Source organism: Arthrobacter sp. TJ-236 (genome assembly GCF_058269235.1).
Window position 1 is genome coordinate 184981 of record NZ_JBZCNI010000002.1, and the last position, 15981, is coordinate 200961.

The window sequence follows — 15981 nt, forward strand, 5'->3', positions numbered from 1 at the left end:
ATGGCTGAGTCGAAGCTCGTACCGCAGAAGCCGACGGGAGCCTTCATCGGCGCGAGCTGGGTCGCGCTGCTCGTGGGGGTGTCGTCCTACCTGATCGGCCTGTGGAACGCGTCGATGGAGCTCAACGAGAAGGGCTATTACTTCACGCTGCTCCTCTTCGGGCTGTTCGCGGTGATCTCCATCCAGAAGACCATCCGTGACCGCGCGGAGGACATCCCGGTCACGAACATCTACTACGGCGTGGCGTGGTTCTCCGTCGTCGCGGCCCTGTCACTCCTGGTCATCGGCCTCTGGAACGCGGACATGCTGCTGTCCGAGAAGGGCTTCTACGGGCTGGCGATGCTGATGTCCCTCTTCGGCGCCATCACCGTGCAGAAGAACGTGCGCGACATGGCGGTCTTCGCCGAGGTGGAGAAGAGCGAGAGCCCGAAGCGGAGGCTCTTCTCGGGTCAGGACGCCCCTCCCGCGGTCCCTGCGTTCGGCGATCGCCCAACGACGACGACTCCTCCGCCGCTCGCGCGTCCGGAGTAACCCGCACCCCGCTTCATCGGACCGGCGTGCAGCGGCCTGTCTGCCCCGGGGAGTGCGAGGTCTGACCCGTCGTCTGCGTCGCGTATCCCGGCCTCACGTCGCGAGCGAGCGGTCCATCCCACTTTGCTGGTCCTCTACGTGGGAATGTGCGCGCATTCCCACTTAGTGGACCCGTGAAGTGGGACGGTTCACGCCCGCCGTCGTCACGACGAACGATGCCCGGCACCCTCGAGGGTGCCGGGCATCGGTGCATCCAGTGCGATCAGGAGCGGACGGCGCTACGACGTCGAACAGCGTAGGTGCCGCCGAGGGCCACGAGCACGAGACCTCCGCCGAGCACGAGCGCCCCGGTGCCGCTCTCCTCGGGAGCCTGGCTCACACCGGTGTCGGCTCCTCCGACGGGCATCTGCCCCATCTGCTGCGGCGGTGTCGGCGTGACGACGGGCGGTGTGACGATTGTGTTCTCCGCGACGATTCTGTCGACGATCGTCGGATCGTAGGCCGGGGTGCCCGCGGCGTCACAACCGAATCCGTCCCTGTCACGGTCGAGGTCCAGCTGATAACCCGGTGTGCCGGCTGGGATGTTGAACACACCGACCGCCTCAGCCTCACCACAATTGTCGAAGGGGAGCGCTACGGCGAAGGCGGGGGCGGCGGACAGACCGGTGAGGCCTGTGACGGCCGCGGCGGTGAGGATGATCGAGGACTTCTTCATTGAATGCTCCCTGGTTGTGGTCGAGTCGGTTGCTTGACCGTACGGGTTGACCGACCCCTGGGGAGGAGAAGTGCGTTGCTGTCCGCGGTGGTTGCGCATTCGTCGCAGACCTGTGTGAGGGACCTACCGCTGACGGGGCTCCGCCACCGGGTACAGGTCCGTGGCCTCGAGCATCACGGACTCGATCGACGTCGAGAGAGGTCCGTCCACCTCGGAGGCGGCCTTCCCGTCGATCCACCGCTGGTCGCTGCCGAACGCCGTCCAGTTGGCCTTCGGATCGCCGTCGTGCTGCACGAGGTAGACCAGGGTGTCGTCCGAGCCCACGGGCGTCCAGTAGCCGAGGCTCCTGATCCCGTACTCGGCGAACAGGTCGAGCGTGAGGGAGCGGAACCGCTCGAGCAGGGCGTCGAGCTTGCCGGGGGCGGCGATGTAGGTGCGCAGTTCGTAGGTCATGGCTCTCCTCGTGGCGGGGTACGGGTTCGCAGCAAGCCTAGGCGCAACGCGGAGGCACCCGTCAGTCGGCGGTGGTGGTGCCCCAGGCGCCCTCGTAGAACTCCGACGAGTGCGAGTCGAGGAGCTCGCCGTAGACGTCCGGCTTCAACGTCTGCGCCGACCGCGCCGGCAGGGTCGAGGTGAACGCTGAGACGCCGAGGCCGGCCTCCCGGTCGGCCAGGGTGAAGCCCGCGGCCTCCAGCAGCGTCGGGTACATGCTCAGTTGGTCCGCTCCGGAGCGGAGCGGACCTTGGGTCCCCGGGACCCACAGCCGGTTGAAGATCGTCCGGTTCGGGTGGTCCGCAAGCTGCTCCTGGAAGGCGTCGCCGGCGTTCATGTGCTTGAGGTGGTCGCCCATGATCGCCACCGCGGTGTCCTCGAGGTAGCCCTGATCCTGGAGATGCTGTACGAAGTCCGCCACGAGATCCATGGAGCAGGAGAACACCGAGGTGACCTCGTTGCTGGTGTCCACGCCGCAGTAGTCGTACACGTGCACGGGCTCGTGGGTGTCGAGGGTCAGCACCGAGAGGTTGAAGGGCGTACCCGTGCGCTCGGCCTCGGCGTGCAGCGCATCCACCTCGGTCTTCGCGTTGGCCAGCAGGCGTTCGTCGCTGAGGCCCCAGTCGCTGCGGAAGCTCGCGGGGGCTTCGCCGGCCAGCCGCCAGTCCGTGAGGTCCTTCGTCGTCGAGTAGCCGTGCGTGGCGAGGAAGGTGTCCTTCGCGGCGAAGGAGCCGTTCGCCCCGCCCAGGAACACGTTCGTGTAGCCGTGGTCGGCCAGCACGTCACCGAGGCAGGTCACCCCGCCGAGGTAGGTCTCGACGTCGTCGCCCGACGGCGAGGGAGCGGTGCTGTCCGCCACCGGGCCGGAGCCCTTCAGCGGGATGCCGCACTGGGTGCTCACGAGGCCGGACATGGTCCAGCCGCCGCCGCGGTACTGCTCGAAACCGTCGATGCTCTGCCAGCCATCGGCTTCCTGGGTGACGTCCTTGAGGGCGGCGAAGGCATCCTTCTCGAAGAACTCGTCATTGGCGAGGGTCTCCTCGCCCGATTCCAGGTAGACGACCACGAGGTTGCGCTTGTTCTCTGCGCTCGTGACGGTCGGGGCGGCGTAGTAGTCACCGATCGCGTACTCGGAATCCGCGGCGGCCACGTAGTCGCGGACGCCCACGGTGCTCACGAACGCGGTGGATCCCGCGATCACCAGTGTGCCCACCAGGGCGGTGGAGACGGTGCGCATGATCCACGGCGAGCGACGCCTCCGCGGAGCTGACTCGGGCTTCACAGCATGGCGACCCGCACGACGCCGGTGCAGCTGCCAGAGTGCGATGCCCCCGGTCAGGAGAAGGGGCGCGACGCCCACGCCGAGGATGCCCAGCCAGACGAGGGTGCCGCCGCCGCCGTCGGTCTCGACGGACACGAGGTTCAGGCGCATCTGGGTCACCGAGATCTCGCCCCAGAAGTAGCGGATACCGAGACCGGCCGTGAGCATCGCGAGCCCGGCCCAGATCAGGGTGTAGACGGCGAGGTGTCCGAGCACGACGACGGCGCGTCCGGCCACGCGGACTGGCACTCCGGACATGGCTGCTCCTCACGATCGCGACCCCGGGATCCGCCGGGCACCCCTTCGGGCTCTGAAGACTGTTGCCCCACCCTACCGTTCACCCATCATTCACTTGACATTCATCAGCGCTGGGCTCAATTCGTCCGCAAGCCTCCGTCGGTGATCAGGTGGGCAGCACGGACGACGGCGGTGCGCGCCCGCCGTCGTACGCGCCCCTCGGAGCCCCGGTGAACGTCCGTTGAACAGTGGGCCACGAACCGCCCGAAACGGCGTGCGGGGCCCGTGCTGCACGGTGTAATCAGGAGCATGAGTGACTTCTCCCGCCGTTCCGTCCTGAAGGCCGCCAGCACGCTCGCCGTCGCCGGCACCGCCACCGCTGCTGCCGCCACCGCCGTCGCGGTCCCGGCCGTCGCCGCCTCGGGTACCTTCCGTCATGGCATCGCCTCGGGCGATCCACTGCCCGACGGCGTGCTCCTGTGGACGCGCGTCACGCCCACGAAGGATGCGAAGCCCGGCCGTGGGAAGGGCCCGGCCGTGCCGGTGCGCTGGGAACTGTCGACGACGGCGGACTTCCGCCGCGTCGTCGCGCGCGGCACGGTGAGGACCGGGCCGGAGCGTGACCACACCGTCAAGGCTGACGTCCGCGGGCTGAGCCCGGCGACCACCTACTTCTACCGCTTCCTCAGCGGGAAGGACGAGTCACCGGTCGGCCGGACGCGCACCGCGCCGGCGCCGGGTGCGGCCGTGGACCTCCTGCGCGTGGGCGTCGTCTCCTGCGCAAACCTCCAGGCCGGCTGGTTCTCCTCCTACCGCCTGCTCGCCGCCCGCGGTGACCTCGACCTCGTCCTCCACCTCGGCGACTACCTCTACGAGTACGCGCCGGGCGAGTACCAGGCGCGCGACGTCGTCGTCCGCCCGCACGATCCCGCCGTCGAGATGACCACGCTGGAGCACTACCGCCGGCGCCACGCGCAGTACAAGGAGGACGCCGACCTGCAGGCACTGCACGCGGCCGTGCCGTTCGTGGTGACGTGGGACGACCACGAGTCCACCAACGACGCCTGGGAGGGTGGCGCGGAGAACCACACCGAGGGTGCCGAGGGCCTCTGGGTGGAGCGACGCGCGGCTGCGATGCAGGCGTACGCCGAGTGGATGCCGGTACGGTACGAGGCCGGTGGGCAGCTGTACCGCCGCCTGGAGTTCGGCGCGCTCGCGAGCATCTCGATGCTGGACCTGCGCTCCTACCGGGACCAGCAGGCGCCGTCCACCACGGACCCGGCCATCAAGGACCCCGCACGCAGCATCACGGGCGAGGCACAGATGGAGTGGCTGCTCGACGGCCTCTCCACGCAGCAGGCGCAGTGGAAGCTCGTCGGCAACCCGGTGATGATCACGCCCGTGCTGTTCCCGCCGGCCATGGGCACCGCCTCCACCGACGCCATGGAGAAGCTGATGGGCACCACGACGGTGGACGGCGTCCCCTACAACATCGACCAGTGGGACGGCTACACGGCCGACCAGTCGCGCGTGCTGCGTCACCTCGGCGACAACGGCATCACCGACACCGTGTTCCTCACGGGTGACATCCACTCGGGCTGGGCCTGCGACCTCCCAGCGGACCGCAGCACCTACCCGACGACGGGCGCCTCCGTGGGCACGGAGCTCGTGTGCACCTCGGTGACCAGCGACAACCTCGACGACATCCTCGAGGTGCCTCCGCGCACGGCGTCACTCGGCGTCGAGGCCCGCTTCCGGACGAACAACCCCCACGTGAAGTACCTCGACTTCGACTCCCACGGCTACTCCGTGCTCGAGGTCAGGCCTCAGGGCGTGCGGATGGACTGGTACGTGCTGTCCGAGCGCACCGACCGCGCCGCGACGTCGAGCCTCTCCACGTCCTTCCAGGTGCTCGCCGGGACGCAGAAGGTGACGCCGGCCTAGTACTGCTTCCGAGTACCTCCCGCCACTGCACAGATCGTGGCTGCAGTACGCGCGCTGGTGCGAGGCCGACTCCGTCGGGCGGGTGCGCGGGACGTCGTGTACAGGTGAGGACAAGCGTTCGGAGGCACACGTGGCCTCATGATCGTCACAGCCGTCGCCCACTCGCCCCCTTCAAGGAGAGCCCATGAAAGTCCTGATCACCGGAGCGCACGGCAAGGTGGGCCGTGCCACCACCCAGGCGATGATCGACGCCGGGCACGAGGTCATGACCACCGATCTGACCCGCCCTGGCTTCGACCGCAAGCCCGATGGTGCCCCGAAGTACACGATGGCCGACCTCACGGACGCGGGCGAGGCCTACGCCGTCGTGCGCGGCGCGGACGCCGTCGTCCACATCGCGGCCATCCCGGAGCCGACGGGCAACCCGCCCCACGTGGTCTTCCAGACCAACCTGATGGCGACGTTCAACGTCCTCGAGGCCGCCATCAGCTTCGGGGTCAAGCGATTCGTGTACATCTCGAGCGAGACCGTGCCCGGCTTCTTCTTCCCCGAGCGGGATTTCCTCCCCGACTACGCTCCCGTGGACGAGGAGCACCCCATCCGTCCCCAGGATCCGTACGCGCTGTCCAAGCATTTCGGTGAGCAGCTGATGGATGCGGCCGTGCGGCGGTCGGACCTCCGGTGCATCTCGATCCGCCCGTGCTGGGTGCAGTTCGAGGGCAACTACGAGCTGAACCTCGGCCCGCAGATCCGCGACAGCTCCGTGTTGAGCCCCAATCTGTGGAGCTACATCGACGCCTACGACCTGGCCGACGCCATCGTGCTGGCCACGGAGTCGGATCTGCCGGGTCATGAGGTGTTCTACATCGCGTCACCCGACAACGTAGGGGGCTACGACTTCGCCGAGGTCCTCGAGCAGTACTACGGCGATCAGATCGAGCTCCGTCAGTTGAGCCGGCCGGACGCCTCCGGCATCTCGAGCGCCAAGGCGCAGCGGATGCTGGGCTGGACCCCCACGCGTTCGTGGCGCGACTACCTCGATGCGGACGGCAAGGCCCTCCAGCGGTAGGGCGTGGAGGATGAGCTGCTCCGGTTCACGATGCAGGTCGGAGACCTACGTGTCGGCGCCGTCAGGCGGTGATGATGCGTCGTCGTGGTCCTCGATGATCTTCCCGTCGTGGACCCGCCTGAGCTCGATGCCCTCGAGGTAGCTGGGCACGGGTGGGTCGAGGTCTTCGTCGCCGGTCATGATTCCGATCCTAGGCGTCCGGGCTCTGCTTCTGCTGGGCAATCCGTCGGACGTGGTCCCAGCCGGTGCGAGCGCGGTGTGGGATTCGGACCGGCGATGTCGATTGGCTCGTCCGGGTTGCGGAAGGCTTCCGTGAAGGAGCTGGCGTGCTCGATGGCAAGGGTTCGGTCGAACACCCGGTAGTCTTCGCTGCCGTGGCACACGTCCACCTGACCCGAGGGGAACCGATGTCTTCCATCACCGTGAACGGCTGCCGCGGGGGCCGCGCCGCCCGCGCCGAGCAGTGACGCCCTCCGCGCCCACGGCGTCGGCCCTGGTGGTCATCCCCGCGTTCGGTTCGCCGGAGCTGACCGACGCGGTCGTCGCCGACCTCTGCCGTGACGGCAGTGACCTCGAACCGACCCTGCGCATCGTGGTGGTCGACAACGCCGGGGACTACGCCCTTCCGCAAGGCAACATCTCGGTGTACCGCCCGGGGGAGAACCTGCGCTGGATCGGTGCGTCGAACTGGGCGCTGCGGACGGCGTCGGAGGACGGGCACGCGGTCTGCGTGGTGCTGAACAACGACATCCGGCTCTCGCCCGGATTCCTCGACGGATTGCTCGCGCCGTTCGCAACCGCGGGCGACATCGCGCTCGCGGCGGCCTGCTACGACGATTTCTGGCTCCATCAGCGGGCCCACACCATCCCGCCCACCGCCGCCGAGTACGTCCCCCGTGATGTGCTCCGCGACGTCGACTTCTGCGACGGCACGGCGATCGCGTTCGCGGTACCGTCCGTCGTCGGGCTGGGCGGGCTCGACGAGGTGGCGTTCCCGCGCCACGGCTACGGCGCCGACCTCGATCTGGCCATCCGCGTGCGGGCAGCCGGCCTGCGGTGCGTGATCACCGAGGGAGCGTACGTCTCGCACCTCCGCCGGCAGACGATGAACGCGACCGGTCAGTCCTCCGAGGGCAACCGGGCGGAGATCCTGCAGGGCCTCGACGCCAAGTGGGGCGAGGGGTGGCGCGCCGACGTGGGGCTCGGACCGGGCTCGTTCCCCGCCCACAACACCGGCAGCGGCGCGTCCTGGTATCTGACCCCTCCCGCCTGGTGAGCGCGCCACGGGGCGCGGGGCGGATCGTCTACGCGGGGTTCGCCACGCGCCACCACAGCGGCGGTGTGCACGTGATGACGCAGCACGTCCGGCTGCTGCGCGAGGCCGGGTACGAGGCCTGGCTGTGGCTGCCCGATCCCGACGACCGCACCGACTGGATCGGCGACGACGTACCGATGCTGTTCGGCGCCACCACCCCGATCGGCGCGGACGACCTCCTGGTCCTGCCGGAGACACCGACCGTGCAGGGCCGCGACCCGGCACCCGGCGCCCGCAAGGTCATCTTCAACCAGAACCACTTCTACACCTTCGCCGCCGGCGACCCCTCCGATTCCGACGGCTCCGACGCCGACTTCCCCGGCTGGTCCCCGGCCCCCGCCGTCTGGGTGGTGTCCGGTGAGAGCCGCGACGTGCTGTCCGCCGCGCTGCCCGGCCTGCCGGTGAGCCTTGTCCCCAACCCCGTGGACGGCGAGCTGTTCACCCCCGGCGCCCGCAACCAGCTCCGCGTGAGCTGGTTCCCCAAGAAGCGGCCGCGTGAGGCCTCGCTGCTGAAGCGGGTGCTGGCCGAGGATCCCCGGCTCGCCGGCGTCGAGCTCGTGGAACTGGTCCAAGCCCCGCGCGCGGACGTGGCCGCCACCCTGGGGAGCACCGCGGTCTTCATCGCCCTCGGGCACACCGAGAGCTTCGGTCTGCCGGTCGCCGAAGCGCTCGCGTCAGGCTGCCTCGTCGTCGGGTACGACGGCGGCGGGGGCCACGAGCTGTTCGAGGCGCCCGGCGCCTGGCGGATCGCCGACCAGCGACCGCTGCTCATCCGCGACCGCGTGGCCGAGCTGATCCAGGACATCGACGCCCTGGCGCCCGTCCGCGCCGCGAACCGCCGCTGGGTGCTGGATCAGTACCCGTTTACCAGGACCGGTGCAGCGTTGGTGGAGGCGGTCGACGCAGCGCGGATCAGGCCCGGAGCCGACGCCGTGGCCGAGCATCCCGTCGCGTGGCTCGACACCCTCGGGCCACACTTCACGGCGTTCGCCTGACGTCCGTTCCGCCCCTCCACCGCGCAGGGCGAAGGCTCAGTCGGCGCTCTTCACGACATTGACGAGATCCTCGCCGGCCACATAGCGGCGCACCTGCGCGTTGACCAGCGCGAAGGCACGCGGGCCGGACTGCACGACGGACCCGGCGGCGTGCGGGGTGATGATCAGGTTCGGCGCCGTCCACAGCGGGTGCCCGTCGGGCAGCGGCTCGGGCTCCATCACGTCCAGGGCGGCGCGCAGCCGCCCGGTGGTCAATTCAGCGAGCAGTGCCGAGGTGTCCACCACCTTGCCGCGCGCCACGTTGACCAGCAGGGCGCCGTCGGGCATTCGCGCCAGGAACTCCGCATCCACGAGCCCCTCCGTGTCCGCCGTGAGCGGAAGCGTCAGCACCACCACGTCGGCCTTGGGCAGCAGGTCAGGCAGTTCCGACGTGGCATGGATGCCATCCCGTGCCGTGTGGGCTACGAACACAGGTTCGGCGTCGAAACTCCGTAACCGCTTGGCGGTCTGCTCACCGAGGTCACCGGCTCCGATGATCAGCACGCGCTTGTCACGCAGGTCGTCGGCCTCCAGCGGATCCCACGTGCCCTTCCGCTGGGCGTCGGTGAAGTGGGGGAGCTGACGCAGGGTGGCCAGCACGAGGGTGAGGACCAGTTCGGCAACCGCAGGACCGTGCACTCCCCGCGCGGTGCAGAGGATCACGCCGTCCGGGACCTCGTCGAGGATGTCCTCGACGCCGGCACTGAGCAGTTGCACCACGTCGAGGTTCGGCATTGCTGCGAACTTCCCGGGGAGGTCGGTGGAGTCCTCGACCTGCGGCACCCAGAAGACGGTCTCCGCGAGGCGGTCGGGTTTCTCGTCCTCGCCGTTCCAGGCGATCACCTCGACGCCGTCGGGGAGGTCGCCGAGGAGGTCACGGGCGTGGGCGTCGGGTATGCATACAACAGTCATTTTGTCAGTGTAATCATCTGGTTGACCGAGGCTGGGCTATGGTGTTAGCAGGACTTCTACAGACGTGAGAAGTTCGTTCCCAGCAGTGGAATACGCCTGCGGGGTGGATCATCTCCACCGGTCAGTGCGGCTTCGAAGGCAGAACCGAACTTCTACAGGAGACGCGTCATGTCCACCACACAGCTTGCCTACCCCGCCCAGGAACCTGACCTCGACGGAGAGGACACCAGGCTCCGCAACTGGGCGAGAAATTCCCGTCTGGGCCCTCCCGGCTCGCTCGTCGTCCCGGCCACCGAGGCGGAGCTGTGTGAGTTCCTCGCGACGAGCGACGGCCCGGTCCGCATGATCGGGAGCCGCATGTCACCCGGCAGGATGATCAAGGTCGCGGACGGCAAGGGAACGCTCCTGGACCTGAGCATGCTGAGCGGCCTGATCTCCAGCACTGAGGACACCGCGACCTTCGGCGGTTCCACGCCCCTGGCCGAGGTGTACGCGTTCCTGTCCGCGCGCGGGCAGATGCTCGACGCCTCACCCGGAGTGATCGCCGAGCAGACCGCGGCCGGTGCCCTGTCCACCGGCACCCACGGTCAGGGCCTGCAGCAGAGTTCGATCGCCGGTGCCGCGCTTGCCATCCGCATGGTGCTGGCCGACGGCACGGTCGCCGAGTACGCGCACGACCACCCTGATTTCCCCGCCGTGCAGCTCAGCCTCGGTTCTCTGGGCGTGATCACGGCCGTGACCCTGCGTGCCCGGGACACCGTGATCTACACCTGCGTGAAGAAGGCCGTCGACGCCGGCACGCTGGAGACGGACCTGGAGACCTGGAACCGCGAGAACATCCTGGTCAAGGCTTGGTGGTTCCCGCAGGAGAACCAGGTCCAGGTGTGGACCGCCAACGAGGCGTCCGACGACGAGCTCTCCGGCTACCGGGCCGGCGGCAGCAAGCTCGTGGAGTACGCGACGACCGACACGTCCATGAACAGCACGATCGAGGCAACCCTGCAGCACCTCCGCGACGACAGCAAGGGTGTCGCCGACAACGGGAAGTCGCTCCGCACGGTGTCGCGCTTCCGGGACTTCACCGACGTCACGGGTGACATCTACCAGGTGTTCTGCAAGGGGATCGCGACCCCCCAGATCAACGTCGAGATCGGCATCCCGCTCGCGCAGGCCGGAGCGGTCATCAGGAAGCTCAAGGAGTGGCACGCGGCGACCAAGCCCCGCATGCACTACCCGGTGATCCTGCGCTGCACCGGCGCGTCCGAGGGATGGCTGAGCCCGTCCAACGGCCAGGACACCTGCTACTTCGGCTTCGTGGTCTACTACGCGGCGGACGGTTCGCTGTCCGAGGAGGGCGACAGTTTCCTCCGGGCCGTGGAGCGCGCCCTCGCCGAGGAGGGTGGCCGCCCGCACTGGGGCAAGTACTTCGACGAGTCGCTGTACAACTGGCCGGCGCTCTACCCGCAGTGGGAGGCCTTCCGCCGCGTCCGCGAGACCCTCGACCCGCAGCACCGCTTCGCCAACACGTTCACCGCCGCCCTGCTCGACTGACCCGGCTGCTTCCAGCCACCCGTGACTGCCAGAACAGGAACACCACCGATGAACGCCTGGGTGACCTTGCTGACCCAACCCGACTACCTGATCGGGGTCCGGACGCTCCGGGCCTCGCTCGAGGCCTCGGGAAGCACCGCGCCGTTCGTCGTCATGGTGACGGACGGGATCGACGACGAGGCCCGCCGGCTCCTGCAGGACGACGGGTGCCTCCTGCGCGACGTCGCACCGTTGCGCCCGGCCGGTGGCTCGGCTGACAGCTACGCCAACGCCCGGTTCGCGGAGGTGTGGACCAAGCTGGCCGTGTGGGGCCTCACGGAGTTCGAGCGCGTCGTCTTCCTGGACGCCGACATGCTCGTGACCCGGACCATGGACGAGCTGTTCGCCCTTGATCTGCCCGACGGCGGCATCGCTGCGTGCCATGCCTGCCGGTGCAACCCCAACCGGATCGCGAGCTACCCGCCGAGCTGGCGGCCCGAGACCTGCTTCTACACGCACTGCCGGGGCGGGGGCCACGTCACCGAACCGGACGCGACGGACAACTACCTCAACGGTGGCTTCCTGGTGCTGTCACCGGACGAGGCCGTCCTCGCCGACATGGTGGCCCGGCTGGCGGCCGTCGAGGATCTCTCGGCCTACCCGTTCGCCGAGCAGGACTTTCTCAACGAGTACTACCGCGACCGCTGGCAGCCGCTGCCCTACGTCTACAACGCGCTGAAGACCCTGCCGCACCAGCACCCGTCGGTCTGGGACGCGGCGTCGGTGAAGAACATCCACTACATCATCGACAAGCCGTGGGCGAAGCCGTTCGATCCCATGGACCGCTACGCGGAGGTCAACCTGCTCTGGTGGAAGACGGCCGACACCCTGGGCGCGCCGGTCGCCTCCTGAGCCCGACGGCTTAGGGACTGGCGGACCGCCGCTGATCGTCGTCGTCGTCGCCACGAGAGCGGTGCTCAGTGGAACAACTGCTGTGGCGGATACTCTTGCGACGATGGACATGTAGCGCCATAATGGCGCCATGCCGAGTATTCAGATCAAGGACGTGCCCGCTGAGACACACGCGGTGCTTCGTCGGCGGGCGGACGAGGCGCACCAATCGCTGCAGGAGTACCTGCGGAGTCGGCTGATCGTGGAGGCAGCCAATCCCTCGGTGGAGGAGGTCATGCGCCGGGTCGCGACTCTGCGAGGCGGTTCCGCGTCGATTCGGGCGGTCAACGAACTGATCCGGGAAGACCGTGCTGGTCATTGACGCCGGCGTGCTTGTCGTGGCGCTCGCCGATGATGGGGTGGACGGCGAACGAGCCCGCGAGGCGTTGCGGCGGGACACTCTTGCAGCGCCGGAGCTCATCGACCTCGAGGTGGTATCGGTGCTCAGGCGCCTGGTGCGACATGGAGGGCTCACCACCGCACGAGCTGGACAGGCCGTTTCTGACCTTGTCGACCTGCCGCTTCAACGGGCTATCCATCGCCCGCTGCTGGGGCGCTGCTGGGCACTACGCGAGAATCTCACGAGCTATGACGCGTCCTACGTGGCGCTGGCCGAGGCTCTCGAGTGTCCACTGGTGACCACTGATGCTCGCCTCGCGCGTGCTCCCGGCTTGCTGTGCGCTGTGGAGGTCCTGACACCAGGTTCTTCGGCTGTCTAGTAGTGCGTCAACTACCTGTCGTGATCGTGCGGATGAATCTGCACATGCCGAGGAGTGCTGCGATCAGGAGGCACGCGCCCGAGCCGATGCAGGCGTAGAGGGTACGCTTTCACGCGCGTCAACGGGAGATCAAGAAGTGATCATCCAGGTCTTGGCGCATCAGCCACGGCCGCTTGAGGCCCACCACCGGCCGACCTACCGCGTCGAGGGGTTCGCCCCCGCCGCGTTGCGTGCCGCCAGGATGTGCGTCCGCATGACGGCTTCGGCCCATTCGCCGTCCCGGGCCGATGCCGCCGCCACGAGTTCGGCGTGGTGCTGCATGGACCGGCGGAGGGCTTCGGCGCTGTACTTCCGGAAGGTGTGCGAGACGACGGCGGGCCGCATGACGGCCTGCAGCGCCGTCGCCACGTGCCGGTTCCCGCAGCGCTCGATGAAGATGCCGTGGAATGCGGCGTTCAGCGCGCTCAGGCCGGACATGTCGCCGCCCGCAGCCACGACAGCCTCCATACGGGCGGACAGTGACGCGAGTTCGTCGACGTCGTCGTCCGTGAGGTTGGGGACGGAGAGCAGCACGGCGTGCGGTTCGAAGCCGGCCCGCACGTCGTAGAGGCCGGCGATGTCCTCGGGGGAGAAGCTGACCACCTGCGCGCCCTTGTTGCGGCTGAGCTCCACGAGCCCCTCGGCGGCGAGCCGGTTGAGCGCTTCGCGGATGGGGGTTCGGCTGACGCCGATGCGCGCGGCGAGCGTCGTCTCGCGCAGCCACGATCCCGCGGCCAGTTCGCCCGAGGCGATCAGGGCGCGTACCTGGCCGTAGGCGGAATCGTCGGCGACCTCCGCGGACGCGGCGGGAAGAGTCACTGCGCGTCCGGCCACGACGCCGCGGCCAGCCCGGCACGCGTGCCCCCGCGGGACACGAACGACGACGACGCCCGCCCGGTCAGCTCCACGATCCGGTCCGAGGCGAGCATGTACGTCGAAAGGTCGATCCCGGTCGAGACGCCCAGCCCATCGCACAGGTGCACGAGGTCCTCGAGGGCCGCGTTGCCCAGCACGGACGGATCGCCCGGGAACCACAGGTCCCCGCCGAGCCCCGCGAAGGAGCCCTCCAGCCACGTGGCGCCGGCCATCATGCACGCCAGCGCGTTGGCGGGCGCGAAGCCGTTGCGGTTGTGAAGGTGCACCCCGACGTCGAGTCCCGGGTACAACGCGCGGACCTCCGCGACGCCGTCGTACATCTCACCCGGCTCCTCCTCACCCGAGGTGGCCGCGAGGTACACGCCGTCGGCCCCGGCGTCGACGGCGGCCCGCACCACGCGCAGCCGCTCCTCGCGCGGAACGGGTCCGCGCGCCGGTGCGAAGAACGCACACGCGACGGCGACGACGAGCCGCACGCCCGACGACGACGCCAACGCGCCGATGCGCGACACGTCGGCCAGGATCTCGTCCACGGTGAGCCGCTGGTTTCTGAGGCTGACCTCCTCGTCGGCGGACACGACGACCACGAGCTCGTCGAGCCCGCAGTCCACCGCCCGCTCGGCACCCCGGAAATTCGGGGCCAGCCCGCGGTAGCGCACCCCGTCGACGCGCGGGACCGCGGCCATCACCTCGGCGGCGTCGGCGAGCTGGGGGAGCACCTTCGGATGCGCGAAGCTCACGGCCTCGATCTCGCGGACACCGGCGTCGATCAGCAGCTCCACGAGCGCGACCTTCTCCGCGGTCGGCACCATCGACGGCACGGACTGCAGCCCGTCCCGCAGGCCCACCTCCACGAGCCGGATGGAGGACGGCAGACCCGGCAAACTCATGCCAGCCCCCGCTCGCGCAGGGACGCGAGGGCGCCGTCGTCGACCCCCACCTCCGCGAGGACCTCCGCGGTGTGCGCGCCGAGCGGCGGGCCGGGCCAGCGGACGGTGCCGGTGGTGCGGCTCAGCCGAGGGAACACGTTCTGCTGCGCGACGGTGCCGAGGACAGGGTGCTGCACCTCGGTGATCGACTCGCGGGCCAGGTACTGGGGGTCGGTGAGCATGTCCACGGGCCGGAAGATCTTCCCCGCTGGAACCCCGTGCTGCTCGAGCGAGGCCTCCAGCACGGCGGCGTCCTGGGTGGAGGTGTAGGCGCCGATCAGGGCGTCGAGCTCCTCCTGCCGCTCACCGCGCGCGCCGTGCGTGGCGTAGCGCGGATCGGTTGCGAGCGAGGGCTGCCCCATCGCCGCCGCGAGCCGACCGAACACCGTGTCCTGGTTCGCGGCGATCAGCAGCCACGAGCCGTCCCGCGTGGGGTAGACGTTGCTGGGCGCCACGTTCGGGAGGATCGCGCCGGTCCGCTCTCGCTGGTACCCGGTCACCTGCCACTCCGGCACCAGCGACTCCATGACGCCGAGCACCGCCTCGTAGATCGCCGAATCCACCACCTGCCCGCGCCCGCTGACCTCGCGCTCGCGGACGGCGGCCAGCGCGCCGATGGTCGCGAACAGCGCGGCGAGCGTGTCGCCGATGGAAATGCCCACGCGCGACGGCGGCGTGGACGGGTCGCCGACCACGTAGCGGAGGCCGCCCATCGCCTCGCCGATGGCACCGTAGCCCGCGCGTTGCGAGTACGGGCCGTCCTGCCCGAAACCGGAGACGCGCACCATGATCAGGCCGGGATTCACAGCGGCGAGGTCGGCGTACCCGAGACCCCAGCGTTCCATCGTGCCCGGCCGGAAGTTCTCGATGACGATGTCCGCCGTGCCGATCAGCGTCCGCGCGAGGTTCTGGCACTCGGGGTCACGGAGGTTCAGGGTCACCGAGCGCTTGTTGCGCCCGACGACGGACCACCACAGCGACTGCCCCTCGGGTAGCTGGCGCCCCCACTGGCGGAGCGGATCACCCTTGGCGGGGTCCTCGATCTTCACCACGTCGGCCCCGAGATCGCCGAGCATCTGGCCGCAGAACGGTCCGGCGAGGAGCTGTCCCATCTCGACGACGCGCAGTCCGGCGAGCGGCCCGGTGGCGGGCGGCGCGGCGTCGGCGGGCGGGGGAGCGGGAGTGTCGCTGGCAGTCATCGGCAGGCCTCCGGGCGTTCGAATGGGGCGGGCGGGGAGCCCGAACGTATACAACTGACCTCAGTTATTCCACACAGAATGAAATATGCAAGCTCTGGGGGGCGAGTTGTATGCAATTTGATTGACGAGCAGCACCCCCGCCCCTACGCTGACACGCAGTGGAGGTGT

The 15981-nt window shown here is 69.2% G+C and carries 18 protein-coding genes; 10 read left to right on the top strand and 8 right to left on the bottom strand.

Annotated elements, in window-relative coordinates:
• The gene (gene yiaA / locus AC4D16_RS09590; protein ID WP_490954809.1) at nt 1-531 is read left to right on the top strand and encodes an inner membrane protein YiaA; all 531 of its coding nucleotides are present in this window, start codon (nt 1-3) and stop codon (nt 529-531) included.
• 262 nt (nt 532-793) lie between these two features.
• Here the strand turns inward: yiaA and AC4D16_RS09595 are convergent, their stop codons facing one another.
• From AC4D16_RS09595 to AC4D16_RS09605, 3 genes are all read right to left on the bottom strand, one after another.
• The gene (locus tag AC4D16_RS09595) at nt 794-1246 is read right to left on the bottom strand and encodes an excalibur calcium-binding domain-containing protein (RefSeq protein ID WP_490954810.1); all 453 of its coding nucleotides are present in this window, start codon (nt 1244-1246) and stop codon (nt 794-796) included.
• Between the two features lie 123 nt (nt 1247-1369).
• Nucleotides 1370-1699 (bottom strand): NIPSNAP family protein, encoded by a 330-nt coding sequence (locus tag AC4D16_RS09600; RefSeq protein ID WP_490954811.1) that lies wholly within the window; start codon nt 1697-1699, stop codon nt 1370-1372.
• Between the two features lie 61 nt (nt 1700-1760).
• Nucleotides 1761-3317, bottom strand: coding sequence for a sulfatase-like hydrolase/transferase (locus AC4D16_RS09605; protein WP_490954812.1), 1557 nt, complete (start codon nt 3315-3317; stop codon nt 1761-1763).
• 288 nt (nt 3318-3605) lie between these two features.
• Here AC4D16_RS09605 and AC4D16_RS09610 point away from each other — a divergent pair, with 288 nt between their 5' ends.
• Both AC4D16_RS09610 and AC4D16_RS09615 read left to right on the top strand, forming a co-directional pair.
• Entirely contained in the window at nt 3606-5240 is a 1635-nt protein-coding gene (locus AC4D16_RS09610) for an alkaline phosphatase D family protein (RefSeq protein ID WP_490954813.1), read from the top strand.
• Between the two features lie 184 nt (nt 5241-5424).
• On the top strand, nt 5425-6309 hold the full coding sequence (locus tag AC4D16_RS09615; protein ID WP_490950461.1) for an NAD-dependent epimerase/dehydratase family protein: 885 nt from the start codon (nt 5425-5427) through the stop codon (nt 6307-6309).
• A gap of 45 nt (nt 6310-6354) precedes the next feature.
• Here AC4D16_RS09615 and AC4D16_RS09620 read toward each other — a convergent pair whose 3' ends face one another.
• Nucleotides 6355-6489, bottom strand: a complete 135-nt coding sequence (locus AC4D16_RS09620) for a hypothetical protein (RefSeq protein WP_490950460.1) — start codon at nt 6487-6489, stop codon at nt 6355-6357.
• A gap of 146 nt (nt 6490-6635) precedes the next feature.
• Between AC4D16_RS09620 and AC4D16_RS09625 the strand changes: the two genes are divergently transcribed.
• From AC4D16_RS09625 to AC4D16_RS09635, 3 genes are read left to right on the top strand one after another with little or no spacing between them, the layout of a single operon-like run.
• The gene (locus AC4D16_RS09625) at nt 6636-6776 is read left to right on the top strand and encodes a hypothetical protein (RefSeq protein WP_490954814.1); all 141 of its coding nucleotides are present in this window, start codon (nt 6636-6638) and stop codon (nt 6774-6776) included.
• Nucleotides 6773-7585, top strand: a complete 813-nt coding sequence (locus AC4D16_RS09630; protein WP_490954815.1) for a glycosyltransferase — start codon at nt 6773-6775, stop codon at nt 7583-7585. Before AC4D16_RS09625 ends, AC4D16_RS09630 begins: the two co-directional genes overlap by 4 nt.
• Nucleotides 7582-8619 (top strand): glycosyltransferase, encoded by a 1038-nt coding sequence (locus AC4D16_RS09635; RefSeq protein WP_490954816.1) that lies wholly within the window; start codon nt 7582-7584, stop codon nt 8617-8619. The genes AC4D16_RS09630 and AC4D16_RS09635 overlap by 4 nt, the downstream gene beginning before the upstream one ends.
• A 36-nt stretch (nt 8620-8655) precedes the next feature.
• Here AC4D16_RS09635 and AC4D16_RS09640 read toward each other — a convergent pair whose 3' ends face one another.
• Nucleotides 8656-9570 carry a 2-hydroxyacid dehydrogenase gene (locus tag AC4D16_RS09640; protein WP_490954817.1) on the bottom strand — a complete coding sequence of 305 codons (915 nt, stop codon included), beginning with the start codon at nt 9568-9570 and terminating at the stop codon, nt 8656-8658.
• A gap of 168 nt (nt 9571-9738) precedes the next feature.
• Here AC4D16_RS09640 and AC4D16_RS09645 point away from each other — a divergent pair, with 168 nt between their 5' ends.
• From AC4D16_RS09645 to AC4D16_RS09660, 4 genes are all read left to right on the top strand, one after another.
• Nucleotides 9739-11121, top strand: a complete 1383-nt coding sequence (locus AC4D16_RS09645; RefSeq protein ID WP_490954818.1) for a D-arabinono-1,4-lactone oxidase — start codon at nt 9739-9741, stop codon at nt 11119-11121.
• Between the two features lie 48 nt (nt 11122-11169).
• Nucleotides 11170-12012 (top strand): glycosyltransferase family 8 protein, encoded by an 843-nt coding sequence (locus AC4D16_RS09650; protein WP_490954819.1) that lies wholly within the window; start codon nt 11170-11172, stop codon nt 12010-12012.
• A gap of 130 nt (nt 12013-12142) precedes the next feature.
• Nucleotides 12143-12373 carry a FitA-like ribbon-helix-helix domain-containing protein gene (locus AC4D16_RS09655; RefSeq protein ID WP_490950453.1) on the top strand — a complete coding sequence of 77 codons (231 nt, stop codon included), beginning with the start codon at nt 12143-12145 and terminating at the stop codon, nt 12371-12373.
• Nucleotides 12360-12770, top strand: a complete 411-nt coding sequence (locus tag AC4D16_RS09660; protein WP_490954820.1) for a type II toxin-antitoxin system VapC family toxin — start codon at nt 12360-12362, stop codon at nt 12768-12770. The genes AC4D16_RS09655 and AC4D16_RS09660 overlap by 14 nt, the downstream gene beginning before the upstream one ends.
• 195 nt (nt 12771-12965) lie before the next feature.
• On the opposite strand, the gene AC4D16_RS09665 is transcribed toward AC4D16_RS09660, so the two are convergent.
• The 3 genes from AC4D16_RS09665 to AC4D16_RS09675 are packed head-to-tail and all read right to left on the bottom strand — an operon-like array spanning nt 12966 to nt 15813.
• Nucleotides 12966-13628, bottom strand: coding sequence for a GntR family transcriptional regulator (locus AC4D16_RS09665; protein WP_490954821.1), 663 nt, complete (start codon nt 13626-13628; stop codon nt 12966-12968).
• Nucleotides 13625-14575 carry a hydroxymethylglutaryl-CoA lyase gene (locus AC4D16_RS09670; RefSeq protein ID WP_490954822.1) on the bottom strand — a complete coding sequence of 317 codons (951 nt, stop codon included), beginning with the start codon at nt 14573-14575 and terminating at the stop codon, nt 13625-13627. Before AC4D16_RS09670 ends, AC4D16_RS09665 begins: the two co-directional genes overlap by 4 nt.
• Nucleotides 14572-15813, bottom strand: coding sequence for a CaiB/BaiF CoA transferase family protein (locus AC4D16_RS09675; RefSeq protein WP_490954823.1), 1242 nt, complete (start codon nt 15811-15813; stop codon nt 14572-14574). The genes AC4D16_RS09670 and AC4D16_RS09675 overlap by 4 nt, the downstream gene beginning before the upstream one ends.
• Nucleotides 15814-15981: the final 168 nt, after the last annotated feature.